This is a genomic window from Echinicola salinicaeni, from assembly GCF_014280965.1.
GTDB classification, from domain to species: domain Bacteria; phylum Bacteroidota; class Bacteroidia; order Cytophagales; family Cyclobacteriaceae; genus Echinicola; species Echinicola salinicaeni.
On record NZ_JACODZ010000004.1, the window covers coordinates 139,758 to 165,887 of the forward strand.

A 26,130-nucleotide genomic window follows, 5' to 3' on the forward strand; every position below is an offset into this window, starting at 1 on the left:
ATATGGGTTTTTTACAAGAGTTTAAGAAGTTTGCCCTGAAAGGCAATGTCGTTGATCTGGCAGTGGCTGTTATCATAGGAGGAGCTTTCGGTAAAATAGTTTCTTCACTGGTTAATGATATTATTATGCCCCCAATAGGTTTGGCGATTGGTGGTGTGAACTTCAAGGAATTAATGTATGTATTGAAAGAGGCCACGGTCACTTCCGAAGGCGTTGAAACTGCTGCTGTGGCCATCAAGTATGGGAATTTCATACAGATGGTAATAGACTTTTTGATTATTGCTTTTGTTATTTTTATGGCTATCAGAACCATGAATAATTTGAAAAAGAAAGAAGAAGCAAAGCCGACACCGCCACCTGCTCCAAGCAAAGAAGAAGTGTTGTTGACAGAAATAAGGGATATTTTGAAAGAAAAATAGGCTGTTTAATAATTATCTTATTTATTAAATTGGTATCTGACCTGAAAGGTGATATCACTAAGGGTATTACCTTTCACTTCTTGAAGGCCTGATCCAATGGATTCACGGTCTGTATAAATAGACCTGCTCCACCTTAGCCAAATGTTTAGTTTTCTGGAGGCTTTAAATTGACTAAGTAAATAATACCTCATTCCTTGTCCATAGTAACTGGGGATTGAGAATGCCCAAAGCACATTCTTCTCATAGATATACTGTCTATTGTCATAATCTTCAGTGTCAAAAAAGGCTATTCGTCCGCTCCATTTCCATTTTCCAAAGGCAGCGTTGAAATCTTGGGCAATGGCGTATCCGCTGGTCCTTTTCTGGTTATAATCAAAGGAACTCCATTGAATCCGCGTACGAGTTGAATAATTTTTACTGATGTTTTGATCTAAGTTTAAGGTATAGTTTCTCTTTTTTCCTGTTGAAACTTGGTATGCGGGTTGGTCATTGAGGTTTGCAGTGATATTTCGATCTTTCTCTTCCTCTCTTATTTGAAAATAAAGAGTTAATTTTTTCTTGTTTGAATAGGTGATGCGTTGTAACCATTCATAACCTGATGAAGTCGAATAGCTTCTATATTTAAGCCAAGGGAATTTAAACTGGTCTATATAGACACTCCATTTCCATTTTCTGTTGGCTTGGTAGTTGAGCCCAAGATAAATTCCTTTTTCATTGATGGGGCGAGAGCTTTCGCTGAATGCATTTCCATAGAAGCTGTGGAAATTTCTATCAAAATCTCTGATATGAAAAACAAAGTCAAAGTGCTTGCTTAGACTACTCATTACCCCAAAAACAAATGCCTTACCGGAACTTTTTGAAATGGCTCCTTCACCAAAGAAAAAGTAATTTTGATGGTTGAAGGAAAAGTAGGTGCTATGTATATGGTTGGTTTGTCCCCTAAATTCAAAAGCATTATAAATTTGCCTTTGCCTTAAATAGGGGTGTTTGAAATTTGTGACCAGTGAATTGATTCCAATTTGTAAATTTTTGTTTTGTGAGAAATAGGTAAGGTTTCCTCCAATATTTTGTTCCCAGGCACTTGCTTTTTGGGCGGTTTCAGTTAGAGTTCTATGGTAACCACTTTCTGGAAGTGATCTGATATATCGACTGCTTTCATTGGTGCTGTCCGGCCATTCTACTGAAGCGTCTCTGTGCACATGGGATAAAATGATGGTCCCTTCAAAATTTCCTTTAGCGTAAGTAGCACTTATTCCTCTAAAATAACCGTTCTCTATCGCTGATGTAAAGGGCTTGATCCCTGTGGAACTTCTTCTGGTGGTCGTGATGGTTTCAGCACCTTTCCCTACTGAAAATCCTGCTCCAAACACTAAACCTTGTCCAAACTGGGCCTGATAGTCTCCAAAGGTAATAGTTTTCCAATTTCCTTTGTTGTATAAGCTTAAGTGGTAGCTGAAAAAATTAAATCCATATTGATAGGTCTTAGGGTTCCATTCAAAAGTTTCCCCTGCATCTTTATCCAAAGTAAATCCGAAGCTAAAGTCTTTGCTATGTTGTGATCTGAATCTGATATACTGACTTTCAGGGCTTCCTAAATAGCGACTTGTTAGCCGACCGTTTGCCAGTGTGTCAGGAGCTGTAAACCCCTTTCGGGTTTCCAGATTGGTTTTTAACCTGTAGATGAGATAAGCTGTTTTTTCAGAGATAATTCTCTTGGGTAATTTTGCGTTTTTTTTGTTGGTATTGGGGTTTATGCTCACAAAAGGCATTAGCTTTTTGATAACTGAAATATTGAAATTAGGAATGGCCTGTAATTCATATATTGAGAATAATTTACCGAATGTGTTTCGATGATTCATAAAGCTTTGTATTTGTAATGGACTTAAAATATAGAGGGATTGCAATTCATCGGCTGTACATTGATTTAGATCTAAAGGATTCAAGTATATCTGGAGCAAGTTTTCATAGAGTGCTTCATAATTCAGGTCCTCATCCTGCGTAGCAAAAAGCTCTTCCGCAAATGCCTCTACATCAAAACCTTCATTGGATTGACCTATAGAGCAATTGACTATTAGGATACTAAAAAGTAGAGTGATCCATATCTCTTTATGAAAGCTCATGGCTTCTTAATGAAATAGTTGAAGGAAAAATGATGGGTAAAGCCCAGTTGGTTGTTTTGGGCCACTGCATAGTCGATACTAAAGTTTTTTGGTTTAAAGCCGATTCCGAAATGCAAATTAGAGGGGTTGGATTGATGACCACATCTGGCCCAAAATCTTTTTGTGAACCCGTATTCAATACCAATTTTTGCCACAGGTTTTAATAAAATATCTTTTTCAGCTTCTATGTTTACTTTTAAGTTTTCTGTAGGTTTAAAACATATTCCTGATTTTATGACTGTGGGTAAGTAATCATTGGAATGAGGGCTGAGTTTGGCTCTTGCAATATTGAAAACGTGTAAACCAAAACTTAATTCGGGTATAATTTGACTTAAGCCTCCAAACTCAATGATTGGAACGCCTCTTTTTCCATAACCTTCTATATTGGTTTGTAGGTAGTTGATTTTCAGTCCAAAGCTGTTTTTGTCAATTTGGTGGGAAAAACCAAGGCCCAAAGATTTTTGGTTAAATAGCTCTCCTCCATAGCTGGAAAGGCTTAGGCCGACAACACCATATTGACTGATAAGGGTTGCTCCAGCAGCTAGAGTGGTAAGCTCATTTATACCTAGACGATGATCATAAGCACAGAAGATGGCATTATTATCCATTTGCCCCATGGCACCTATATTGTTGAAAATACTCCATGGGTCGATTAGACTAGTATTTGCATTGGCCATACCAACACTTCGTGCTCCTTTAGGGGATGTTTCTGAACCGTTTTGTGCAAAAGAAAAGGTAGCTGTCAGAAACATTGCCCAAAAAAGTGGACATTGTAATTTTATCATACAGCAAAAAGTCAAATGAAAAATATGAGGACTAAAGTTAGGATAAATCTCCTTGAAAGTCAATGTTTTATAATGGTGCCTTAATATTGATGAAAAAGCTGCCTACACCTTGGTTGTTAATGGAGTATTCAAAGCGAAATACTTGGTCATAGAAGGTGATGAGGTCAATACCAAGACCATAACCAAATAAATATTTATTGGTCAGAGCACTATTTTCTGGCAGCCTATTTCTGTCATTAACATAGCCATGGTCAAAATTGGCACTTATATAAGCTTTTACGGGGAACGTAGAAAATTCTTCTATGGGGATTAATTTAGAAGTATCGAATTCTATATCAAAAAGCTTATACCGGAAACTGTTTTTATGTATTAGTAATTGCTGGCCCTCTATTACATTGATCTCATATCCCCTGATGAAATTGGGATCATAGCCAATTCCTCGTACGAGTGTATAGGGCTGTCTTGTCCCTAAAAAGCTGGAAGCAGATATTCCAGTGACAAAATGCATTTTATCATCAAACCTAAAGTATCTGCTGGCAGTAAGTGAGATCTCGGTTTCATTTACATCATCGCTGCTGAAAAGTCCATATCTACTTAGTTCAATACTTAATAATTCCCCATCTGTGGCATAGGCGATATTATCCCTCTTGTCATGACGAAATGAATAGGAAGCATAGAAGAACTTCTGCCGAGTATCGTCGTTCAAAAAGTAGTTTGGATTTTTTTCAAGTACTTCTTCATGGACCCTGGTATTGTTGAAGCCCAGTGTTAAATAATGAAAATTATAGAAACTACCTCTGTAAGTGTATTGCAAAATCGCATTCATTCTTTTTCTAAGGATTTCCTCATCTTCATTAGAATAGAATACCTGTTTATTTTGGGATGATCGTATAGCGATGGTTTTATTGGTATTATAAGTAAACCTAGCTGCCAGGCCATGAAGTTGCTCCCTGTCAATATAGGGGATACTATAGGTAAGGTCAAATGCTTGGGTAAATCCCAATTTGCCCATTATCCTGAGCTTTTCATTTCTTCCTCCGACATTATTGTGGTTTAATTTTAGTCCGTATATTACCCGTGAAAAATCGCGATTTTGGTTAATCCACCACTCTGAAAAGTTCCTGTCAGCCAATTCAAAAATAATACTTGGAATGATGTACCATCTTTCCTTTACAGAAATCAATAATTCTACTTCTTCATCACCTACAAATAATGGTGTGATTTCTACCGAAGTGAATAATTGAAGGTTATAGATTTTCTTTTGGTCTGAAGAGAGGATACCCACAAAGTCTTCCCAGTCATAGGTCTCGCCTTTGCTGACATGCATTTCGCGTAAGATGATGTTTTTTCTGGTTTTCTCATTGCCGATGATAAAAATATTGTTGATAGTGACTTTTTCAGGGATTTCTTGAGAGGAAAGGCTATCTTGGACTGCAGGAATGGAGTCTTGTGCAAAAACTTTGGTCCCAGCGAACAATACAATAAAGACTGAAAGCACTAGTGCTTTGTAGTGATTTAATTGCATGTTCAATATCAGATCCTTTAAATGTTTCACTGAGGGAACTTTGTTTTAAGTAATTATCTTTAAGAGTAAAATATAAAATACATTGAAAACTCTTTTAAGAAAGATAGCAGTTTTTCCGGTACTGTTCTATCAATACCTGATTTCCCCGTTATTTCCAAGTGCTTGTAGGTATACCCCTACTTGTAGCCAATATATGAAAGAGGCTATTATGAAGCATGGAATATTCAAAGGTGGTTGGATGGGAATCAAAAGAATCGCGCGTTGCCACCCTTGGGGAGGGCACGGGCATGACCCCGTCCCTTAGTCTTGAATGCTCTTATTGCCTACCTTCAGCGCTCTTACTACCAGTATTATTCCTGCTATAACCAATGGAATACTTAGTGATTGTCCCATGTTCAGGCTTAAGTTATCTTCAAATTCGACTTGGTTTTCTTTGAAGAATTCCCAGATAAAGCGCATTCCAAATACCGAAATCAAGAATAAACCCAGCAATAAACCATCTGGTAAACGCTCCTTGTATTTATTCCAGAGAGTAAATAAGATAAGGAAGATAATCAGGTAGGAGATGGATTCATAAATTTGTGTGGGGTGTTTGGCCAGTCCAAATGTCTTTACAGTGGCCAGGTAACTTTGTCCATTATCTACCAATTCATAATTTAAGGGTGTATTTTCCGGTTCGGCTAAATACTTTTTTGAACTATTGAATTTGGTCAGTACATATTTAATATCACTTTCAAGGGTGTTTTTTAGATCATCTTCCTTATAGTTGCCTTTTTGTATAGTGATATCAATATTTAGCGGAACTATGCCATTACCTTTTAATTCATTACTTCTACCTTCTGGTTTATAGGCATCAACATTTTCAACGGGAACATTCAATGTTTCAAGAATTTCTTCTACTTGTCTTGCATATACGATGCCAGTATCCGTACCGGTTGGTTTTCCTCCGATTTCAGAATTCATTAGGTTGCCAAACCTGATCATAGCACCTGTCATAGCTACTACAATGACGATTCGATCTACTACCCATAAATAACTTTGGGAAGGCGTCTTTTTTACATATAACCAGAGAGAAAATAAGATGGCAAAAGCGGCTCCATGGCTGGCCAGTCCTCCTTCCCATACTTTTAGGATTTCAATAGGATTGCTGAGGTATTTTTCTGGTTCGTAAAACAAAACGTGTCCGAGCCTTGCCCCAATAATGGTAGCCAAAACCATATAGATAGTTAATTTATCTACCAACCTTTCATCATGACCTTCTTTTTTGAAGATATGAATCATGATTTGCTGGGAAATGATAAAGCCCAAGGCAAAAAGAAGGCTGTACCATCTGATCCTTTCAAAACCTGGAAAAACTGCTGGATTTGGGCTCCAGACTATATAATCTAAAACTAAGCTGATCATTGGTTTAGTAAGTTTTTGCTAAGATAATTTTATTATTCATCTATTTGTTCCAATTCCATCAATTCTTCTCTGTATCCTCCGGATAAGATCGGGAATCTACACCATGTTTTGGGGTCCACATTAAAATCATCCAAATGAAAAGAGGGGGCTAACCTTTCTCTCTTCCATTGGTTTCTTGACCAAAGTCTAAAAAACTTTTGAATGTAGTTTTTTAATTGGACAGCATCTATATCCAGTTCGTGTTTTAAGATATGGAATATGTCCACAGGTGATCTTCTTTCCAAAATGCCCAATCTTTCTATTTGAACAATGACTGAATAAGGCATTAGGTCATTTTCATCGGTTTGATGCCTTTCTTGCGGTCTGAGCTCAGCCGTTGGTTGGAGGGAGTTGACTTTTTCCAATCCTTTATAGCCAAGTGACTTCTCAGCCCACCCTAACCACTGTAGAAGAAAATATTTGTCAACTGCTGCAATTGGTGAAATACTACCACTAGTGTCCCCGTCCATGGTGGCATAGCCAACATCGCCTTCACTTCTATTAGAAGTGGCCAGGAGCAGGGCATTGTTTAAATTGGCCAGCATCCAGATGATAGGGGCCCTGACCCGTGCTTGAATATTTTGAAGTGTGATATCATCACTTTCCCATGTAAGTTCTCTGCCTATGGCTGTTTCAATTTTTTCGGTATAGGAGCTTACTTCAGAAGAAATTTTCCAGTTATGGAATGTAGCTCCAATGCTTTCTGCTAGGTATTGGGCGCTTTGTAAGGTGTCAAATGAGGAATTATCAGAACCTTGATAAGCAGTTGTTAGCAGTTTTCCTGTGATTTCTTTTATAGGTTCGTCTGAGATAATTTGAAAGTCTAGACGGGCTCTTTTTAAAAAACCTTCTTTTCCAAGTTCAAATACTCCTCTTCGTACCATTTCAGCAACCAGAACAGCTATGGAGGAGGAGTCTGCTCCACCACTTAGGGAAAGCACGAAACCTTTGCTCCAGCTTTTTCTCATATAATCGAAAAGGGCCAAGGTCACGGCTTGGGTGAATTCAATGTTTTTGTCAAAGCTTGACTCGATGGCTGCTTTTGGCTTAGCGTTTCGATCTAGATCAAATGATTTTATCTGAAAAGCTTTAAAGGAGAGAAGTTCGTTTTTTACATATAAATTACCGTTTTGCGCAAGTAAAATCTCCCCGTCGAAAATCATTCTTCCAGCCTCATTTCCTAGCAAGTTGATATAAAAATAGGTGGCATTTAGCGCTATAGAACTTTCTTTCACCAACTCTTCCCTGTGCTCACTCTTACCCATGGCAAAATGACTGGCACTTGGGTTAAAGATAAGATCTACATTTCTGTCTTTTAGTCGGTGACCAGGTCTTTTTGCTCCTCGCCAAGCATCTTCACATATTTCAAAACCATAGCTAAAGGCCTTCTTGTCAAAGATGATATCCCCAAATGGCACATCTTCTCCAAAAAAATCAAAGTTGATGATTTTTCCAGCTGTCCAAGGAGTGAACCATCTATATTCATAATGGACTCCATCAATAGCCAAGAATTGCTTGGCCATGATCCCTTTGACTTTTTTATTTTCAATTACCGCAGTGCAATTATAGAGGGCATCGTCAATTCTGATGGGAAGCCCTATGCATACAGTAATTTCATCACAATGGTCCAAAAGTGATTTTAATTGATTCAGGGCTTTTTCTGGGTACCATTTACTTAAGAACAGATCTTCACTGCCATAGCCAGTAATGGACAGCTCTGGAAAGCAAAGTAATTCAATGCCTTGTGCTTTAGCTTCTTTAATGGCATCTAGAATGTTTGATAAGTTGCCCTTCCAGTCCAAAGGAGTCTGGTTAACAGTGGCACCTCCGATTTTCAATACAGACATAAGTAAATTTGTTCGGCCCCTTAATTATCGTTTTAGTAGGCAGGTTTTATCCCCGAAAGAATTTTATTCCTAGGAATTATAATTAAAACACACAAAGGGCAAATATAGGATTCTAAATAGCCAGATTCAGTTTTTCACAGGCATTTTTTGCAGCTTCTTGCTCTGCTTTCTTTTTGGTGGCTCCTTTTCCTTCAGAGAAGCTTTCCTGTTCAATCTTTAGTTCTACTAAAAATTCTTTGTAGCGCTGGCTTCCAGTAACGGAAATTAAAGAAAACTCAATTTCCTTGCTTTCCTTTTGGGACCATTCGATGATCTTGCTTTTGAAATTGGTAGTTGTGGAGATGATATTTTCAATATCAAAATGAGGTGTGATTATCCTAGTAAGGATGAAACGCTTGCAAAAACTATATCCTCTGTCCAGGTATACAGCACCGACCAATGCTTCCAATGTATCTCCGTAAATGGATTTATGGGTATAAAAGCCTTTGCCTGTGAGATCAGTGTCTACAATATTGGGAAGGCCAATTTTTTTACCTACTTGATTAAGCGATTCTCTATTGACTATTCTGGAACGGGTTTCGGTCAAGAAACCTTCATCCCTGAATGGGAATTTGATGAATAGGTGTTCGGCTACTATGGCACCCAAGATTGCGTCTCCCAAAAATTCAAGGCGTTCATTGGAGGCTTTGATCCCTTGTTTTATTTCTGCTGCTGCAGAAGAATGTTTAAGGGCCAGTTTATACAGAGATAAATTTAAAGGCTTGCTGCCCACTATTAATTTAATAGCAGCAGCAAGCCTTTTATCTTTATTATTGTAAAGTAGTTCTTGAAATCTGAGTTTGCGAAATATTTTCAAGGCAGATTACTCAGTTATTTTTTTGAAAATGATGGAAGCATTGTGCCCACCAAATCCAAAAGTATTACTCAAGGCTACATTTACTTCTCTTTTCTGAGCTTTGTTAAAAGTCAAATTTAACTTGGCGTCGAAAGCTTCATCATCAGTGAAGTGGTTGATGGTAGGAGGAACCAAGTCGTGGTTGATAGCCATTATGGATGCAATGGCCTCTATAGCACCTGCTGCACCAAGAAGGTGGCCGGTCATAGACTTAGTACTACTTATGTTAAGCTTGTAAGCATGTTCACCAAAAATTCTTTGAATAGCTTTGGTTTCACTTACATCCCCCAGTGGTGTTGAAGTACCGTGGACATTGATGTAATCAATATCTTCTGGCTTCATACCTGCATCTTCCAGAGCAAATTTCATCACATTGCCAGCACCAACACCTTCTGGGTGTGGGGCAGTAATATGGTGAGCATCAGCTGTCATGCCACCACCGACCATTTCGGCGTAGATTTTGGCACCTCTGGCTTTTGCATGCTCATATTCTTCAAGGATAATAGCACCAGCTCCTTCTCCTAATACAAATCCATCACGGTCTTTGTCAAAAGGTCTTGAAGCAGTTTCTGGAGAATCATTTCTTTGAGACAATGCTTTAAGGGCATTGAATCCCCCAACGCCTGCTTCTGTGACAGCAGCCTCGGAGCCACCAGTTACAAAAACATTTGCTTTACCCAAACGGATATAGTTGAAAGCGTCAATCAGGGCATTAGTGCCTGAAGCACAAGCTGAAACTGTAACGAAATTAGGTCCTTGTAGACCATATTTCATGGAGATAAAGCCTGCGCTGATGTCAGCGATCATTTTGGGAATAAAGAAAGGGTTGAAACGTGGCGTTCCATCACCAGTAGCAAAACTGGCTACTTCATCCTGAAAGGTTTTTAGCCCGCCAATACCAGAACCCCAAATAACACCGGCCTTGGAAAGGTCGATCTTTTCGAGGTCAAGCCCGGAATCCTTCATGGCCTCTTCTGCGGAAATCACCGCATACTGAGTAAAAGGGTCCATCTTACGGGCTTCTTTTCTATCTATAAATTGCTCTATGTCGAGGTTTTTTACCTCGCAGGCAAATTGCGTCTTAAATAAGGATGCATCGAATTTAGTAATAGGTGCAGCACCGCTTACACCATTAGACAGCCCCTTCCAGTATTCTGGAACGGTATTGCCTAGTGGTGTAAGGGCACCTAAACCTGTTACTACAACTCTTTTTAAATTCATAAATGAATTTTGAAAGGTTAGATTATTTTACGTTAGCTTCCAGGTAGCTTACAGCCTGACCTACTGTACCGATTTGCTCAGCTTGGTCGTCTGGAATAGAAATGTTGAATTCTTTTTCGAATTCCATGATAAGTTCTACCGTATCAAGAGAGTCAGCGCCAAGATCGTTAGTGAAGCTAGCTTCAGGAGTTACTTCAGATTCTTCTACGCCTAACTTATCCACGATAATGGCTTTTACTTTTTGTGCAATTTCAGACATTTTGTGATTAGTTTAGTTAAAACACTCCGCAAAGAAATATATTTAAAACATTAATGTCAAAAAAAACTGATAACTAAATTTAAGATATTCCGTGGAAACATTGAAGTTGAGAGAATATTTTTAATTTTGTTCTTTTAAAATTCTTCCTTCATGAGGAAAACAAAACTCCAAGTAGAACATGATTTTGATTTTGAACTTTTAGGGCTGGTAGCACCTCTAAAAGACTATAAGATGGCATGGGCCATCAATAGTTCTTTGGATATTAAGTTGATAAAATCAAAAGATTACCAATTGGAGTTCATCAATCAACCCAATTTGGTGATCTCTCAATTTATTTTGGAAAAAGAACATGGTTTTATTCAGTTATTAAAGAACCGTTCTTTTTCAGATTCGGGACAAACGCTGTATCTTGTGCCCGAATTGAAAATTATGGATTACTTCCTGCTCCTACAGGATTTTACCCATGAGACTAATTTAAATTGGTGTATAGAAAAATTGTCAGTCAGCAAGTTTATTCAAAATGTGGTTAAACTTGATGTCTCGAAAATAAAATCAAAGGAGAACCTATTAACCTATTAAATAACAATTATAAGAAGAAATGAAGGTACCCAACGTGAATAAGAAAACAAAGATCCTGGCTACTGTTGGCCCAGCTTCCAACAACGAACAAACCCTAAAAGAATTAGTAAATGCTGGCGTTAATGTTTTCAGACTGAACTTCTCTCATGGTAATCATGAAGGCCATGCAGAGGTAATTAATCTTATTAGAAAGATTAATAAAGAAAATAATCTTAATATCGGTATCCTGCAGGATTTGCAAGGCCCAAAAATTAGGGTGGGTGAAGTTGAAAATAATGGTGTTGAGATTAAGGAAGGTGGTAAAATCACCATTACAAGTGAGCCAGTAGTAGGTACTTCTTCATTAGTGAGTACGGTTTATCAAAATCTACCTCAAGATGTTAATCCCGGTGATAGAATTTTGATCGATGATGGTAATTTGGAATTATTGGTCAATAAGACTGAAGGGATTAATGTAGACTGTACTGTAGTTCATGGCGGTATCCTTAAGTCAAGAAAAGGAATTAATTTGCCGAATACCAAAGTAAGTGCTCCATCTTTAACAGAAAAGGATAAAGAAGATTTGGTTTTTGGACTTGAAAAAGAAGTTGACTGGATCGCGCTTTCCTTTGTTAGATCTGCTGAAGATATTGCAGATTTGAAGAAAAGAATTGATGAAGCTGGAAAATCTTGTAAGATAGTAGCAAAGATCGAAAAGCCTGAGGCCTTAGATAATATAGATGAAATCATCGAATTGACAGATGGGTTAATGGTCGCCCGTGGTGATCTTGGTGTTGAGGTGCCAATGGAAATGGTGCCTTTATGGCAAAAACGTTTGGTGGAGAAATGTAAATTGGCTTGTAAGCCAGTGATCATTGCTACTCAAATGTTGGAAAGTATGATCCAGAACCCTCGCCCAACAAGAGCTGAAACAAACGATGTGGCGAATGCTGTTCTTGACGGTGCCGATGCAGTAATGCTTTCCGCTGAAACTGCCTCTGGTGCATATCCAGTTCATGCTGTAAAAGCGATGACCAGCGTGATCAAACATGTTGAAGATAATTCTGATGTTTATCACAACCTTTATAAAATACCTGAAAACGATGAAACTTTCTTGAGCAATAACTTGATCCTAATGGCTTCAAGATTGTCAAGAAACGTCAAGGCTAAAGCCATAGTGGGTATTACAGCTTCTGGATTTACTGCCTTTAGAATTGCTTCCCATAGACCTTTTGCTGAGAATATTGTCTTTACCATGAATAAGACCTTGATCACTCAGCTGAGTTTGGTTTGGGGTGTGAACGCTTATTATTTTAGTGATGATCAAACCTCTACTGATGGAACTTTCAAAGAGATTCAGGACAGGTTGAAAGCTGATGGCCATGTGGTTGAGGGTGACTTGATTGTGAATACTGCAAGTATGCCTCTAAAAGATAAAGGAAGAACTAATATGCTTAAGGTCCACGTAGTGGAATAGGTAATAAATTACTAGAAAAAAAAGGGATCCTTCATGATGGATCCCTTTTTTTATGGCCCTTTTGGACTGACCATAATTACTTTTTCCTTGTCTACCATTACGGCTCCTGCAGGACTTCCTTTTACTTTTCTTACGTATTTGCATGGTGTATAAATCACGGGAGCAAGGGATTCATTTTTGTTTTTGGAATAAAATGCGGCCAGTTCTGCAGCCCTTTCAATAGTCGATTTAGGAATGGTTTGACCTGACTTAAATTTGATGATAACATGTGAGCCAGAAACGTCTTTGGCATGTAGCCATAAATCGTCTTTCCAACTGTAGTATCTGAGCATTTGATCATTGGCTTTGGCAGATTTGCCTATTAATACTTCGAAGCCCTCCAGTTCTAAGCGTTTGAAGGGGAGGTTAACACTTTGTTCTTGGGATTTTTGATTGATTTGATTGCTCTTTGCAAAGTCCCTGAGGGATTTGAAATCTTGGATTTCATTTAACTCGTTAAGTAGTTCCTCTAATTCCAAAAAGAGTAATTCTTTTTCTGAGAGATTACTATGGAGTTGCTCGAGCTCAATTTTTCTGTTTTTTGATTTTCTGTAAAGATTTTCAGCTTGTTTCTGAGGGCTACTTCCCTTTTTTATTTTAACCGTTATGTTTTTGTTTTGATAAAAGTCAAATAGCTCTACTTCAGTTGTCCCTAAGGGGATTTGATGAAGGTTGGCCATTATTATATCCGCGAGTTGGCTAGGAGAGGCACTCCCTTCTAAGTCTTGAAGTTTTGTGCGTGTTTTTTTTATATAAGAGGCTGTTTTCTTTTTTTGATCCTCTAAGGTTTTGGAGATTTGTTTTTTTTCTCTGTCAAATGCCTGGAAAACCACTGCATGTCGAAAATATTCATTAGCGGCTTCTATTGGGTCTATTGAGGAAAATATGCTATTATTTTCTGGCAATAAGCTGAGAGCGTATTGGGTGTTTTCTTTTGTGATGCTGAAAAGGGGAGTTTCCAGCATATCCATGACTTCTTGCATTAGTTTCCATTTTTCCTCAATGCCCGCAGTAATGTATCCTTTTGATTTTAACCATGCCCGGGGTATCTTCCCCAATGTTGGAAGAAAAGCGGCTGCTTTGCCCTCTAAAAGAATAAAATGTTCATGACTAAGGTCAAGTGGATTTTCCAAATCTTTGATGAGCAAGGCCTGGTCTTCTTTTAATTCATTTCTGAATACGCTGCTTGGGGGTAGCGTTGGGTCTTTATAAAGTATGATATTACTTCTATTCCCGTGCAGCTTGAATAGTAATGCTTTGCCTGATTCGAAATTAATTAACATTGCCCTTTCATAAGCTAAGGGATGAACCTTTGTTACTTTTTCTCCAATGATGTCGGGGAAAAGGTCGACACTGTTTTTTTTGCTTCTTTTATAGTCTTCTGGAAAACTAAGACATGTTACACTAGGGGATAGGTTAGCTCTTATATATAGTGAGTAGTCCTCTGCAGCAAAGCCCAAGACCATTTCGTCCTTGTTTTGCGAGAAACACTCCATTAAGGTTAAGTCCCGAAGCTTTTTATCAAGAGCAGGGCAAAGAAATTTTAAGAAATGGTAATTGAGATGCATTAGTCAAGGGATATCTTCAAGCCATCATGAGCTAGGAAAACATTGTCAGGAAGCTGTTGTTGGATTTCCTGATGGCAGCCTAGTTTGTGGCTGATATGTGTCAAATAGGCTTTTTCTGGTTTTATCTCTTCGATTATTTCCAAGGCCTCATCCAAGGTAAGGTGTGAAATATGTTCGGAAATCTGGAGCGCATTTAAAACAAGGGTCTTGCTTCCCCTTATTTTGTTCATTTCTTTTTCAGAGATGTATTTTGCATCTGTAATATAGGTGAAGTCTTTTATCCTATAGCCAAATACGGGTAATTTATAATGTAAAACCTCTATGGGGGTGAAGGTGATCTCATGTACATCAAAAGCTTTGTTTTGGATTTCATGAGTGATTACTTGTGGTACTCCGGGGTATTTTTTTGACGAAAATACATAAGAGAATTCTCTCTTTATTTGTTCTAAGACTGGTCTAGTACCATAAATAGGCATGTCCTTTTTTTGCATGAAATTAAAAGGACGGATATCATCTAGTCCTGCAGTATGGTCTTTATGCTCGTGTGTATAAATAACCGCATCAAGTTGAGAGATGCCTTCTCTTAGCATTTGAGACCGGAAGTCTGGTCCAGTATCAATCACAATGCTTTTTCGGTCAATTTCAATATGGATTGAACTTCTTAACCGCTTGTTCCTGAAATCAAGGGAAGTGCATACGTCACATTGGCAGCCAATTACAGGGACTCCTTGAGAAGTGCCTGTTCCTAAAAAAGTGATATTCAAAGCTTAAGTTCTGTTTGTTGGAGTTCTATATAGAAGTCTTGGTTCTTTTTGTTTTTAAACTCCTTTGGGTTAAAATTTAATTCTTTAAGAATGTCTATCAAGGTGTTTACCTTTCCTTCTAGGGTGTAATACTTGTTGATAATCACCACCTTGGTGTCCTTTAGTATACAGTAACCTGATTTGAAATTTCCCTTTTCGTATCTTAACATATAGTCGGATTCTGCGAAAAGGCTCTCAATTTTATCTAAGTTGTTTTTCGTATACTTAATCGCCATTGTTGGTCAATATTATAAGGTTGATTTATTAAGCTGTTTTTTAACCGTGGCAAGGAGTAGATCATAATCAAGCGGCTTTTGAAGGTAATCGTTCAATCCTGCTTGCTTGAAATCATCCAAGGTGTAGTTTTTATAATTACCCGTTATAGCAATAATGGGAATTTGGGATTTTTTTGGGTCTGGCAATTCCCTGATAGATTTAGTGCATTCTATACCATCCATGATAGGCATATTGATATCCATGAGGATCAAGTCAAAATCTGTTTTTTCCAATTCGCTCAATACCTGTTTGCCATTTTTGACTGCTTTGATCTCATAATTTTCAAACATCAAAACATTTTTGGTGAGATTGATGATAACGGAACTATCTTCTGCTACCAATATTTTTTTACTGTCGCTCATTCTTATCCCTTATTATTTTGTTGGCGTAGGTGGTTCTTAAAGTTTATAAAATGCTTTTGCAATGTTAAATAATCTTCTTTGATATCTTCAAACTTTGCATTTTTAATTTTTTGTTCAAACTTTCCTGTTTCAATAAATAATTTTTTAGCACCAAGGGTCCCCGAATTCCCTTTTAATATATGAAGTTTTTCACCAATGTCAGCAAAACTCTTTTGTTTCACCAGTTTTTCGATTTCATCAATTATTCCCTGTGCCTCTTCTATGAAATCATCATAAACCATTTTAATGTTTTCATCTGAATTATATTTTTTGAGTTGGCTAAATACCTTGGAGTCTAGGATTTCGTGGATTTCAATAGTTGCCTCAATTGCATTTTTAGGCTTCTCGGAGCTGTTTAATTGATAATAAATACTTTCTAGAAGGTGTTTGGGCTTTACAGGTTTAGCAATAAATTCATCAAAGCCTGCCGAAAGAAAGTATTCCCTGTCATTTTGATTGGAAAATGCAGAAATAGCAATTATTGGAGCAATGGTTAAGTTTTCTTCCTTTATTATTTTAAGAGCTGTAATCCCGTCCATTATAGGCATTTGGATGTCCATTAGGATCAGGTCGTAATATTGTTCTTTTATCTTGCCAATTGCTTCTTGGCCATTTTCGGCAGTTTCAAACAGATAATCATGGGCGATAATATTCTCAAAAACCTTGCGGTTGAGATTATTGTCATCCACTATTAGCACCTTTTTATTTTCCATGACCTATTAATTATTAATTTTGGACCAATTAATTCATAGAATGAATATCTTTTGATGGCTTTGGAAAATGATAAATATCTACTAGTTATTGTTGGTCCTACAGCGGTAGGAAAAACAAATTTATGTATAAATTTAGCTAAAAAAATTGATACAGAAATTGTTTCTTCTGATAGTAGACAATTTTACAGGGAGATGGAGTTGGGGACTGCTAAACCTAGTGAGGATGAGCTTAGAGAGGTGAAACATCATTTTGTAAATAATCTGTCTATTTTTGATGACTATGATGTAAGGAAGTTTGAAAAGGAGGCTTTAGAACTCATGGAAAACTTGTTTAAATCTCATGATATATTAATTATGACGGGAGGTTCGGGACTGTTTGTTAATGCTATTTGTGAAGGTTTTGACGATATACCGGACATAGATCCTTCAATCAGGGCATCACTTAATGATTTATATCAAAAGGAAGGTATTGTCGCTATTCAGGAAAAACTTAAGGAACTTGATCCTGAATATTATGCTGCTGTGGATTTAAAAAATCCCCAAAGATTGATTAGGGGATGTGAAGTGAGCCTAGGCACAGGCAAACCATTTAGCAGTTATCGCCTCAAAAAGAAAGTTAATAGACCTTTTAAAATAATAAAAGTTGGATTGGAAAGAGAGCGGGAGGAGCTTTATGATCGAATAAATTATAGGATGGATTTGATGATTGAGGCTGGATTGTTTGAGGAAGCTGAAAAATTATTCCCATACAGAGAATTGAATGCCTTACAAACCGTAGGCTATTCAGAGATTTTTAATTATTTGGAAGGGGAATATGGCAAGGAAGAGGCTATTCGGTTATTGAAAAGAAATTCCAGACGCTATGCCAAAAGGCAGCTTACTTGGTTTAGAAGGGATAATGAAATCCGTTGGTTTTCTCCAGAAGATGAAAAGGGTGTTTTTGCCTATATTCAAGATCAAATAGCATGATAACCAAGTGATTTGGCAACAAAGCTATAAGGCTTGGTAATGATCAATTCATTGTATTGGTGTCTAAGTAATTTGGCTTTCCCTAAAAGGATTTTTACGGACTTGTTTTCTTGTTCATCCAAGCTGTTCGTCTTTTTTATTTCAGCTTCAACTTCTTCAATTTTAAGGTCTTGATCAGTTACCTCAAGTTTTAATAAGCCTGCCAATTGTAAAAGAGCGGTTTTGTATTGCTCCTTTTTTGCTTTGATGCTTTGGGTGACCACCAATGCAAAGAGAAATACAAAACCACCAAATGTTAATAATATTGGAATAAAACCCATGTTTAGATACTTAGAATTTCAATGAGTTTTAGGGTGTCTCTATTTAAAGGCTTGTTTTTGGTGATGCAATCTTCGAAGCTGGTATAAACCACTTCGTCATGAATAATACCAGCCATGCAGTTGGCCTGTCCATTTAATAAGCCTTCTACAGCTGCCATCCCACATCTACTGGCAAGCATTCTGTCTTTTCCTGTTGGGTTTCCTCCTCTTTGGATATGCCCAAGTGTGGTTACTTTAAAGTCCTTGGAGTCGTCGTTAATGGTGTTTTTAACTTTTTCCATGATTTCAGCGGCATTGCCCTCTTCGTCGCCTTCAGCAACAACAATAACACTGGAAGTTTTGCTTTTTGAACTGGTCAACTTTTGAACGACTTCATTTAAAGTGGTTTGGGTCTCAGGTACCATTACCAATTCAGCGCCTCCCCCAAGGCCACATTCTACAGCGATATAGCCACTGTCCCTTCCCATTACTTCAATAAAGAAAATACGGTCGTGGGCTGCTGCAGTGTCCCTGATTTTGTCTATTGCTTCAAGTGCGGTATTGATAGCAGTGTCAAATCCGATGGTGAAATCAGTCCCATAAATATCATTGTCAATAGTACCAGGACAGCCAATAGTTGGAATACCAAATTCCTCGTAAAATACTTTTGCTCCTGTAAAAGTGCCATCTCCACCAATGGCAACCAGTCCTTCAATACCATGTTTTTTTAGTTGTTCATAGGCTTTTTGTCTGCCTTCTTTAGTACGGAAATCAACGCTTCTGGCTGATTTAAGGATCGTTCCACCTCTTTGAACAATATTACTTACGGCGTGGGATTCCATAAGATTGATTTCTCCTTTGATCATCCCATCATATCCATACATGATGCCATAAACTTCAAGTCCGTGATAAATCCCTGTTCTCACGACTGCTCTTATGCAGGCATTCATTCCAGGGGCATCTCCACCTGATGTTAAAACAGCTATTTTCTTCATTGGTTTAATTAGGTTTTTTAGTGTGCTAAAATTAAGGATTAATGAATGGATTTTTAATTAATTGGTGAATTCTTTTCTGTTAAAAAGACATGGTTATTGTGGTTTTAACCTGTTTTATATGACAGGTGATTATTTTAGTGGTTGATGCTTAATGTTTGTTAAAGGCGTTAAATACGAAATTTTGGTGATTTTTTTTGAATTATCGATTGCCTTGTTATATTTGTTATTACTGAATTATACAAAATAAAATTTCATATAATTGTTTTGATTGTGAATTAAGTTTTGTGTTGTTCAGACTACAATATTTGTTTTTCATAAACAATTCAGTACTTACTTAGTCTGTGTATAAAAATATTACTTATGAGATAACACCTTTACATTTAATTTGTCTTTCTTAGAGAAATAGATTGTTTGTTGAATGGGAGACTGAAGCTTCAGGCCGCTTGAGTAAATTGTTTTGAAGCTCTAAATTATTAATAAACCTGATTTATCCCGATGAGTTGTTGGATGCAATTTATAATTAAGAAAGAGTTGTAAGGTATAGTGATTAAAAAAAGAGTTTAAAGTCTAACCAGCTTTGGCGGATGTTCTAATCAACTATACCAAATATTTTATCACCAAGAGAACCGAATTATTTTAGATCAATTTTCTGGACCACACACTAAAAGAGAATAGATCAACTACCTACCACTTACAGTCATATCTTTTTGTGATCTATTACAAAAAGTATGCACTGGCCATTTGCTGAAATATTGAGAGATTTAATGGAAAAGTAATTTTCTGATTAGTTATTGAACTAATTATAGTTAAATCATGTGCCACACATCCTGATTTAACTTTACAATTGGAGATAATATTTTATCCTGGTCTTTCGAATGGAAGTTTACAAAAGAGCATTGACGAAAGTTGATATGATATTTTGTATGGTATTTTGACGTTAATGAACACCTGAATTTTATACAATGAAAAGAAATTTACTTTCAATTATTTTGGGATTTTTCATCCTGCTTTGGGCATCACCTTTATTATATGCAGAGGCCGGTGAATTGCCTGTGATTTCTACCACCCCTGGCTATACAGAGTTTGAGCCAGGTAAGGGGGCTGTGATTATCGACTCTGGGGTTACTGTCTCAGATGAGGATTCTGATATTGCGACAAAGGCAGTAGTTAAGTTGTCGAATCGACCTGATGGAGGAAATGAATTTATTACCATTGGTCCGGAAGTAGTTGATTTGGCAGAGGAAAATGGTCTTATCATCAATTATGATTTTACCAATGGAGAGTTGACCATTGAAGGTCTTGCAAGCTTTGAACTTTATCAAGAGATACTGCAACAACTCAATTATAATAATGTATCAGTCATTCCGAATATTGATGACCGGCTTATTCAGTTTACCATTTATGATGAAGATGGTAATATCAGTGACAGCGAAACGAGGATTGTTAGAATTAAGAATGTGCAGGCCGTGATTACCAATGTGGAGATCTCGGAAGATGGCTGGTATGGGATTGGTGAAGAAATTGAAATTAATTTGATTTTTAATCGACCAGTATTTGTTGCAGAGGGTGTCCCTTATTTCTTCATTAATCTTGGGGGAGAAGATGTGAAGTTTTTGTATAGTGCAGGTTCTGGCTCTACGGAGCTGAAGTTTACCTATACGGTAATTGAGAATGAAATCGATGAGGATGGAATAGAAATTAATCCAGAGCTAATTCTCGACGGAGCAAGCATAAAGGATAGTATCGGCGAGTTGGCAGACTTGACCATTGGAAATTTTCCAAATTCTTCGGGTATCAAAGTGGATGGAATTAGACCTTATGCTCTTGATTTGACTTTACCGGCTGATGGCAATTATGCTGTTTGTGGTGAAAACATATTAAAGTTCAGCTTGGCAATAAGTGAAGAGATTCATCTTGAAGGCGAAGGTTTGGTTTTGGTCTTTAATATGGATTCAGGTACCCGCAAAGCCAATTATATTGCCGAGGAAAGTAATGCTAAATTATTGGTTTTTAATTATAGTATAGCTACAGGTGATGCGGAGGCTGACGGGATTGAGCTTGTAGGCTTAGAGCTTGGTGGTGTAAATATTTTTGATCAGGCCGATAATTTGTTTACGGATTTGACTTTGACTAAAACCGAAATAAAAGGAGGAAATAATATTACTATTGATGGTACAGCGCCCGAAGTGCCAACAATAACAGCCATATCACCAGATTCAGGTGTCGATTCAGCAGATGGAATTACCAATACAAATACGCTAAGCATAAGTGGGACAGCCAGCGCTGAAGTGAACGTTAAAGTAATGATCAACAATGAGGAGGTTGGTGAGGTTGCTGCAGATACAGAAGGTAATTGGGTATTTGATATCAGCGGGAAGGAATTGGTAGAAGGAAATTATACAGTTACAGTTTCAGCTGTGGATGATTCTTGTAATGAAAGTGAAGCAAGTGAGGAGTTTAAATTACAAATAGACAAGACGGGACCTGTCTTGACAGGAAAGAATATTGAGGTAGCCCTAGCTGAAGATGGAACGGTGAATGTGACGCCTGAAATGTTAATAGATGCAGTTACAGATAATTTTACGGTTACTGATGAAATAGACTTACAACTTAGTAAAAGTGATTTTGCTTGTGAAAACGTCGGAGAAAATGAATTGGCTTTAACGGCAACTGATTTGGCTGGGAATGCGACGACTATTACGCTAGTACTAACGATAGTGTCCAATGAAACTCCTGAGTTGATCATAGAAGACCTGGCATTGGAGCTTAATGCAGATGGTGTTATAGAAATAGCATATACAGATGTGGTCAAAGGTTTTGATGGAGGCTGCTATGAAATGGATGATTACAGCTTTGAGTTAAGCAAATCGCTATTTGCTTGCTCTGATATAGGTAATACAACCATTATTTTAACCAGCAGCGCCCCCAATGGAGAGGTAACTGAGCATGAAGTTTCGGTAAGTGTGGTGGATGCTTTGGCCCCAGAAATTTCTGGAATAGAAGGTAATATAGATGTATATGTTGATTCCTCGGGAGAATACATTTTGACAGATGTGATTCCAGAATTTGAAATTAAGGATAACTGTGCTCTAGTTAATGCTACTCAAATTCCTGCACCTGGGACTGTTTTGAGTGGTTATAATGAACCAATAGAAATTAAAGTTCAGGCTGAAGATGCAAGTGGAAATGTTCAGGAAGCGGTATTTACCATTACCCTAAAGAGTCGGATCATAGAGGCGCTTGTAGATCCCGAAATGATCACTGTCAATTGGGGAACTACTCCAGATGAGCTCCCTGTTCCTGAGCAAATAGAAGCAGTCTTGCTTTCTGGAGAAACGGTCATGTTAGATGTGAATTGGGACTTGTCCGGATACGATGAAATTGTTCCAGGGATGTATGCCAGTGCCGGGGATTTGGTGTTGGCAGATGATTTGGAGAATGTCAATGATTTACAGGCCAATTTGATCATCATGGTTTTAGAGAAAGAGTTGCCGACGGATATTGAGTTAAGTGATGATGAATTTTCCGTGGAGGACAACCCTGAAGCTCCATTGGGAACACTCACAACCATCGATCCTGATGATGATATCCATACTTACGATTTATCTGGTGATCATTCAGATGAACAGTATTTCTATATTTTAGGTGATCGTCTTTTTTATGATCCTGAAGATATGCCTGAAGGACAGAGTGAATTTTTCATTACGGTAACAAGTACAGATAGACTGGGAAATACCATTTCCAAAACTTTTGTAATCAATAGGACTAAGCCAGCATTAGATGATTTGAATATTCCTAATGTGTTTAGTCCAAATGGAGATGGAATCAATGATGGATGGGGAGTTTCAGCCCTTCAGTTTTATGAAGCTGTCAAAGTGATGGTTTTTGAAAGAAGCGGTAAAATGGTCTTTGTGTCTTTTGATCCCAAAGAAAGATGGGACGGGAAATATGAAGGAGTTGATTTGCCCGTGGGCAGTTATTATTTCATTATTGAAATAGGAAGCGAAGGTCAAAAAAGAAGAGGAGTAATCACCTTGATTAGGGATTAGACAGCACCATAGAAAATTGAAAAAAGATGAAAAAGATATTAATCATATTGATCGTTTTGTTTCCACTAGTGCTAGGAATGGCAAATGCACAAAGTAGAAAATATATCAGTCATTTCAGTAGTTTTAAAAGCTACTATAACCCTAGTTTGGTGGCTCATGAGGGAAGCGTAGCCCAAAGTATTGTAAGGAACCAGTGGGGAGGTTTGCCGGGCGCTCCAAAGACTATTTTGGGAAGTGTAGAGGGTGATTTTTCTCAGTTGAGAAAAGTTGACAGTGTAGGGATTGTCGGTAGGAATGCAGCAGGATTGGTTGTGTTGTTTGATCAACATGGACCATTTTCGGAAACCGAAATATTGTTGAATTATACCAACAGGGTAAGGATCACCGAGAATCATATGTTAGGTTTAGGAGTAGGAGTAAAATACCTGAATACTGAGTTGGATGGAACCAAACTTTCGCCAGAACAGGAGAATGATCCAAGTCTATCTAGGTATATGGGAGGCTTTGCAGAGAATAAAGCATTTGATTTTAATTTGGGATTAAGTCTGATCAGTAAACAATACTACTTATCCTATTCCCTTCAAAATGTCGGCAGTGGAAAAATCTCAAGTGGAGATGATTTTTATAATGCGAGATCACCCATCTCCAATTTCCAGGCTGGCTTTCGAGGTATGGTCAGTCCAAACGTAGGTTTAGTTGGGAATATGCTTTATAGAATGCAAAGGGATTTGCCTTTTCATCAAGAATTCAATGTGAAGGCGGTGATGATGGAGAAAGTATGGTTAGGTGTTGGGCACAGGGTGGATTATGCTACAAACCTTCAGGCCGGCTTTATGTTTGATCGCTTCAGGGTAGGATATGTATATGAAATGTCCACTAAAAGAAATTCTAAAATGTATGGAAGTACACATGAATTCATGGCTTCTTTTAGCTTGTTCGAAAAAGGCAAAAAGGGAGTGATGGGAATTTGGTAGTCACTTGATTTTCCTCAATTAATAAATGAAAAAATCGTACTGTTTCAGTGCGATTTTTTTGGTTTAACTTATTGAATTTCTTGTATATTGTAAAAAGAGGGCGTTGAAAATATGTTTTTTTATTTGACGTTCCTATTTCCCATTTATGAATATTGGCAATATCGGCAACAATAAATGTCCTAAATTTGAAGTTAGAAATGAATTAAAATATTAATCGCCTATGAAATTTTTGGTAACAGGTGCAGCTGGATTTATTGGCCATGCCCTGGTAAAAAGACTTTTGGATGAAGGGCATGAGGTAGTTGGTCTGGATAGTATGAATGATTATTATGATGTCAACCTAAAGTACGGAAGGCTTAAGGATTTAAATCTGGATATTGTTCAAGTCAAAAGCGCCAATGGTGAGGTTGTAAAAACTTCATCTGGATTTTCCTTTTATAAAATGAAACTTGAGGATTATGATGGGTTGATACAACTTTTTGAAAAGGAGAAATTTGATGTGGTGGTTAATTTGGCAGCGCAAGCCGGGGTCCGGTATTCCTTAGAAAACCCAAAAGCTTATATCGATGCCAATATTGTTGGTTTTATCAATGTGTTGGAAGCCTGCAGGCATTTTCCAGTTAAACACTTGGTATATGCGTCTTCAAGTTCGGTTTATGGGGCAAATAAAAAAATCCCTTTTACCACTTCAGATAATGTGGATCACCCTGTCAGTCTTTATGCCGCCACAAAGAAATCCAATGAATTAATGGCGCATACCTATAGTCACCTTTACGGAATACCTACTACCGGATTAAGGTTTTTTACCGTGTATGGTCCATGGGGTAGACCTGATATGGCGATGTTTTTGTTTACAGATGCCATAGTAAAAGGGAAACCTTTGAAGGTTTTCAACAATGGCAAAATGCAAAGAGATTTCACTTATATTGATGATATAGTGGAGGGAGTTTATAGGGCGTCGTTGAATGTTCCAAAAGTAAAGGAGGATTCCGATATTTCTCAGGTGCCCTATAGGGTTTATAATATTGGAAATTCCAAATCTGTTAACTTAATGGACTTTATAACAGCCATAGAAAACGAACTGGGTAAGAAAGCTGTATTGGATATGCAGCCTATGCAGGCTGGGGATGTCCCAGTTACCTATGCGGATGTTTCAGATCTGGCGCGTGACACAGGTTATCAGCCTGATACTGCTATAGAAAAGGGAATAGCTTCTTTTATTGCTTGGTACAGGGAATATTATGGTGTCTAGTTTTACAGGAGAAATTATGTTATCGTCCCTTGTGGTATTAACTTTGCTACTTTGTTTGGGGAATCGAGCTTTATAGGGCTTCAGTACAAAATATACAAATGCAAAAATCAATTTTAATTACCGGTGGAGCAGGCTTTATAGGAAGTCATGTGGTGAAATTATTCGTTTCAAAATATCCACAATATAAAATTGTCAATTTAGATTGCCTGACTTATGCAGGGAATTTGGAGAACCTTAAAGAGGTGGAGAATGCAGAAAATTATGTGTTTGAAAAAGTAGATCTTTTGGATGAATCTAGATTGAAGGAAGTTTTTGAAAAACATCAAATCACCGATGTCATTCATCTAGCTGCTGAGTCACATGTGGACAGGTCTATTACTGATCCCTTGGCGTTTGTTAAAACAAATGTAATCGGGACAGTAAACCTCCTTAATGTTGCCAAAGGTTATTGGGAGAATTATGCATCGCACCTTTTTTATCATGTCTCCACAGATGAGGTATATGGATCTTTGGACGAGGGAGGGTATTTTGAAGAAACTACAGCCTATGATCCACAGTCTCCTTATTCAGCATCTAAGGCTTCTTCCGATCATTTTGTGAGGGCTTATGCAAATACCTATGGTTTAAGGACAGTAATCAGTAATTGTTCGAATAATTATGGTCCAAATCAATTTCCAGAGAAGTTGATTCCTTTGTGTATTCACAATATCAAAAACAAAAAGCCTCTACCGATTTACGGAAAAGGAGAGAATGTTCGTGATTGGCTTTATGTGGTTGATCATGCTTATGCTATCGATAAAATATTTCACGAAGGGAAGGCAGGTGAAACCTATAATATTGGAGGTTGGAATGAATGGCAAAACATAAATATCGTTAAGTTGCTCTGTGAAATTATGGACAGGAAATTGGGCAGGAAAGCAGGTGAGTCTGCTCAGTTGATCACTTTTGTCAAAGACCGGGCTGGACATGATATGAGGTATGCTATCGATGCCCGTAAGTTGGAAAAAGAGCTGGGCTGGAAACCTTCCTTACAGTTTGAAGAAGGAATAGAAAAAACAGTTGATTGGTACCTTGAGAATGAAGAGTGGTTAGCGCATGTAACCTCCGGAGATTATCAGAAATACTATGATAAGCATTATTCACAATGATATTTATGCCAAAGGGAATTTCTGTTGAAATGAACTTTGGCCTTTCTTTTTTGTAT

At 37.6% G+C, this 26,130-nt stretch carries 24 protein-coding genes; 9 read left to right on the forward strand and 15 right to left on the reverse strand.

Features of this window, described 5'->3' with window-relative positions:
- The first annotated feature begins 2 nt into the window (after positions 1-2).
- Positions 3-419, forward strand: a complete 417-nt coding sequence (mscL, locus tag H7U17_RS08540; protein WP_186756289.1) for a large-conductance mechanosensitive channel protein MscL — start codon at positions 3-5, stop codon at positions 417-419.
- A gap of 17 nt (positions 420-436) precedes the next feature.
- On the opposite strand, the gene H7U17_RS08545 is transcribed toward mscL, so the two are convergent.
- From H7U17_RS08545 to H7U17_RS08555, 3 genes are all read right to left on the reverse strand, one after another.
- Positions 437-2,539 carry a ComEA family DNA-binding protein gene (locus H7U17_RS08545; RefSeq protein WP_186756290.1) on the reverse strand — a complete coding sequence of 701 codons (2,103 nt, stop codon included), beginning with the start codon at positions 2,537-2,539 and terminating at the stop codon, positions 437-439.
- The gene (locus H7U17_RS08550; RefSeq protein ID WP_230981333.1) at positions 2,536-3,363 is read right to left on the reverse strand and encodes a PorV/PorQ family protein; all 828 of its coding nucleotides are present in this window, start codon (positions 3,361-3,363) and stop codon (positions 2,536-2,538) included. The genes H7U17_RS08545 and H7U17_RS08550 overlap by 4 nt, the downstream gene beginning before the upstream one ends.
- A gap of 67 nt (positions 3,364-3,430) precedes the next feature.
- Positions 3,431-4,888 carry a BamA/TamA family outer membrane protein gene (locus H7U17_RS08555; RefSeq protein ID WP_186756291.1) on the reverse strand — a complete coding sequence of 486 codons (1,458 nt, stop codon included), beginning with the start codon at positions 4,886-4,888 and terminating at the stop codon, positions 3,431-3,433.
- A gap of 82 nt (positions 4,889-4,970) precedes the next feature.
- Between H7U17_RS08555 and yidD the strand changes: the two genes are divergently transcribed.
- Positions 4,971-5,192, forward strand: a complete 222-nt coding sequence (gene yidD, locus H7U17_RS08560) for a membrane protein insertion efficiency factor YidD (protein WP_186756292.1) — start codon at positions 4,971-4,973, stop codon at positions 5,190-5,192.
- On the opposite strand, the gene H7U17_RS08565 is transcribed toward yidD, so the two are convergent.
- From H7U17_RS08565 to H7U17_RS08585, 5 genes are all read right to left on the reverse strand, one after another.
- Positions 5,189-6,292, reverse strand: coding sequence for a prolipoprotein diacylglyceryl transferase (locus H7U17_RS08565; protein WP_186756293.1), 1,104 nt, complete (start codon positions 6,290-6,292; stop codon positions 5,189-5,191). The genes yidD and H7U17_RS08565 overlap by 4 nt on opposite strands.
- 32 nt (positions 6,293-6,324) lie before the next feature.
- Entirely contained in the window at positions 6,325-8,178 is a 1,854-nt protein-coding gene (gene nadE / locus H7U17_RS08570; protein WP_186756294.1) for an NAD(+) synthase, read from the reverse strand.
- A 112-nt stretch (positions 8,179-8,290) separates the two neighbouring features.
- Positions 8,291-9,034: a ribonuclease III gene (gene rnc, locus H7U17_RS08575; protein WP_186756295.1), complete on the reverse strand. Its 744-nt coding sequence runs from the start codon at positions 9,032-9,034 to the stop codon at positions 8,291-8,293.
- A 6-nt stretch (positions 9,035-9,040) separates the two neighbouring features.
- The gene (gene fabF / locus H7U17_RS08580; RefSeq protein WP_186756296.1) at positions 9,041-10,294 is read right to left on the reverse strand and encodes a beta-ketoacyl-ACP synthase II; all 1,254 of its coding nucleotides are present in this window, start codon (positions 10,292-10,294) and stop codon (positions 9,041-9,043) included.
- Between the two features lie 22 nt (positions 10,295-10,316).
- Positions 10,317-10,553, reverse strand: a complete 237-nt coding sequence (locus H7U17_RS08585) for an acyl carrier protein (RefSeq protein WP_010855324.1) — start codon at positions 10,551-10,553, stop codon at positions 10,317-10,319.
- A 150-nt stretch (positions 10,554-10,703) separates the two neighbouring features.
- Between H7U17_RS08585 and H7U17_RS08590 the strand changes: the two genes are divergently transcribed.
- The gene (locus tag H7U17_RS08590) at positions 10,704-11,132 is read left to right on the forward strand and encodes an IPExxxVDY family protein (protein ID WP_186756297.1); all 429 of its coding nucleotides are present in this window, start codon (positions 10,704-10,706) and stop codon (positions 11,130-11,132) included.
- A gap of 19 nt (positions 11,133-11,151) precedes the next feature.
- Positions 11,152-12,588 (forward strand): pyruvate kinase, encoded by a 1,437-nt coding sequence (gene pyk / locus H7U17_RS08595; RefSeq protein WP_186756298.1) that lies wholly within the window; start codon positions 11,152-11,154, stop codon positions 12,586-12,588.
- Between the two features lie 50 nt (positions 12,589-12,638).
- On the opposite strand, the gene H7U17_RS08600 is transcribed toward pyk, so the two are convergent.
- The 5 genes from H7U17_RS08600 to H7U17_RS08620 all read right to left on the reverse strand — a co-directional run bounded on the left by H7U17_RS08600 (position 12,639) and on the right by H7U17_RS08620 (position 16,388).
- Positions 12,639-14,123 carry an NFACT RNA binding domain-containing protein gene (locus H7U17_RS08600; RefSeq protein WP_317172715.1) on the reverse strand — a complete coding sequence of 495 codons (1,485 nt, stop codon included), beginning with the start codon at positions 14,121-14,123 and terminating at the stop codon, positions 12,639-12,641.
- Positions 14,124-14,194: 71 nt separating this feature from the next.
- Positions 14,195-14,959 carry an MBL fold metallo-hydrolase gene (locus H7U17_RS08605; protein ID WP_186756300.1) on the reverse strand — a complete coding sequence of 255 codons (765 nt, stop codon included), beginning with the start codon at positions 14,957-14,959 and terminating at the stop codon, positions 14,195-14,197.
- Positions 14,956-15,234, reverse strand: coding sequence for a hypothetical protein (locus H7U17_RS08610; RefSeq protein WP_186756301.1), 279 nt, complete (start codon positions 15,232-15,234; stop codon positions 14,956-14,958). The genes H7U17_RS08605 and H7U17_RS08610 overlap by 4 nt, the downstream gene beginning before the upstream one ends.
- A 12-nt stretch (positions 15,235-15,246) precedes the next feature.
- Positions 15,247-15,636: a response regulator gene (locus tag H7U17_RS08615; RefSeq protein WP_186756302.1), complete on the reverse strand. Its 390-nt coding sequence runs from the start codon at positions 15,634-15,636 to the stop codon at positions 15,247-15,249.
- Between the two features lie 2 nt (positions 15,637-15,638).
- Entirely contained in the window at positions 15,639-16,388 is a 750-nt protein-coding gene (locus H7U17_RS08620) for a response regulator (protein WP_186756303.1), read from the reverse strand.
- Between the two features lie 54 nt (positions 16,389-16,442).
- On the opposite strand from H7U17_RS08620, the gene miaA reads away from it, so the two are divergent.
- Positions 16,443-17,357, forward strand: a complete 915-nt coding sequence (miaA, locus tag H7U17_RS08625) for a tRNA (adenosine(37)-N6)-dimethylallyltransferase MiaA (RefSeq protein WP_186756304.1) — start codon at positions 16,443-16,445, stop codon at positions 17,355-17,357.
- Here the strand turns inward: miaA and H7U17_RS08630 are convergent.
- Positions 17,345-17,677, reverse strand: a complete 333-nt coding sequence (locus H7U17_RS08630) for a hypothetical protein (protein ID WP_186756305.1) — start codon at positions 17,675-17,677, stop codon at positions 17,345-17,347. The genes miaA and H7U17_RS08630 overlap by 13 nt on opposite strands.
- Positions 17,678-17,679: 2 nt before the next feature.
- Positions 17,680-18,651: a 6-phosphofructokinase gene (gene pfkA / locus H7U17_RS08635; RefSeq protein WP_186756306.1), complete on the reverse strand. Its 972-nt coding sequence runs from the start codon at positions 18,649-18,651 to the stop codon at positions 17,680-17,682.
- Between the two features lie 962 nt (positions 18,652-19,613).
- Between pfkA and H7U17_RS08640 the strand changes: the two genes are divergently transcribed.
- The 4 genes from H7U17_RS08640 (at position 19,614) to rfbB (ending at position 26,074) form a co-directional block, all read left to right on the forward strand.
- On the forward strand, positions 19,614-22,700 hold the full coding sequence (locus tag H7U17_RS08640) for a T9SS type B sorting domain-containing protein (RefSeq protein WP_186756307.1): 3,087 nt from the start codon (positions 19,614-19,616) through the stop codon (positions 22,698-22,700).
- A gap of 26 nt (positions 22,701-22,726) precedes the next feature.
- The gene (locus H7U17_RS08645) at positions 22,727-23,674 is read left to right on the forward strand and encodes a PorP/SprF family type IX secretion system membrane protein (RefSeq protein ID WP_186756308.1); all 948 of its coding nucleotides are present in this window, start codon (positions 22,727-22,729) and stop codon (positions 23,672-23,674) included.
- A 220-nt stretch (positions 23,675-23,894) separates the two neighbouring features.
- Positions 23,895-24,926 carry an NAD-dependent epimerase gene (locus tag H7U17_RS08650; RefSeq protein WP_186756309.1) on the forward strand — a complete coding sequence of 344 codons (1,032 nt, stop codon included), beginning with the start codon at positions 23,895-23,897 and terminating at the stop codon, positions 24,924-24,926.
- 98 nt (positions 24,927-25,024) lie between these two features.
- Positions 25,025-26,074 carry a dTDP-glucose 4,6-dehydratase gene (rfbB, locus tag H7U17_RS08655; RefSeq protein WP_186756310.1) on the forward strand — a complete coding sequence of 350 codons (1,050 nt, stop codon included), beginning with the start codon at positions 25,025-25,027 and terminating at the stop codon, positions 26,072-26,074.
- The last annotated feature ends 56 nt before the right edge of the window (positions 26,075-26,130 follow it).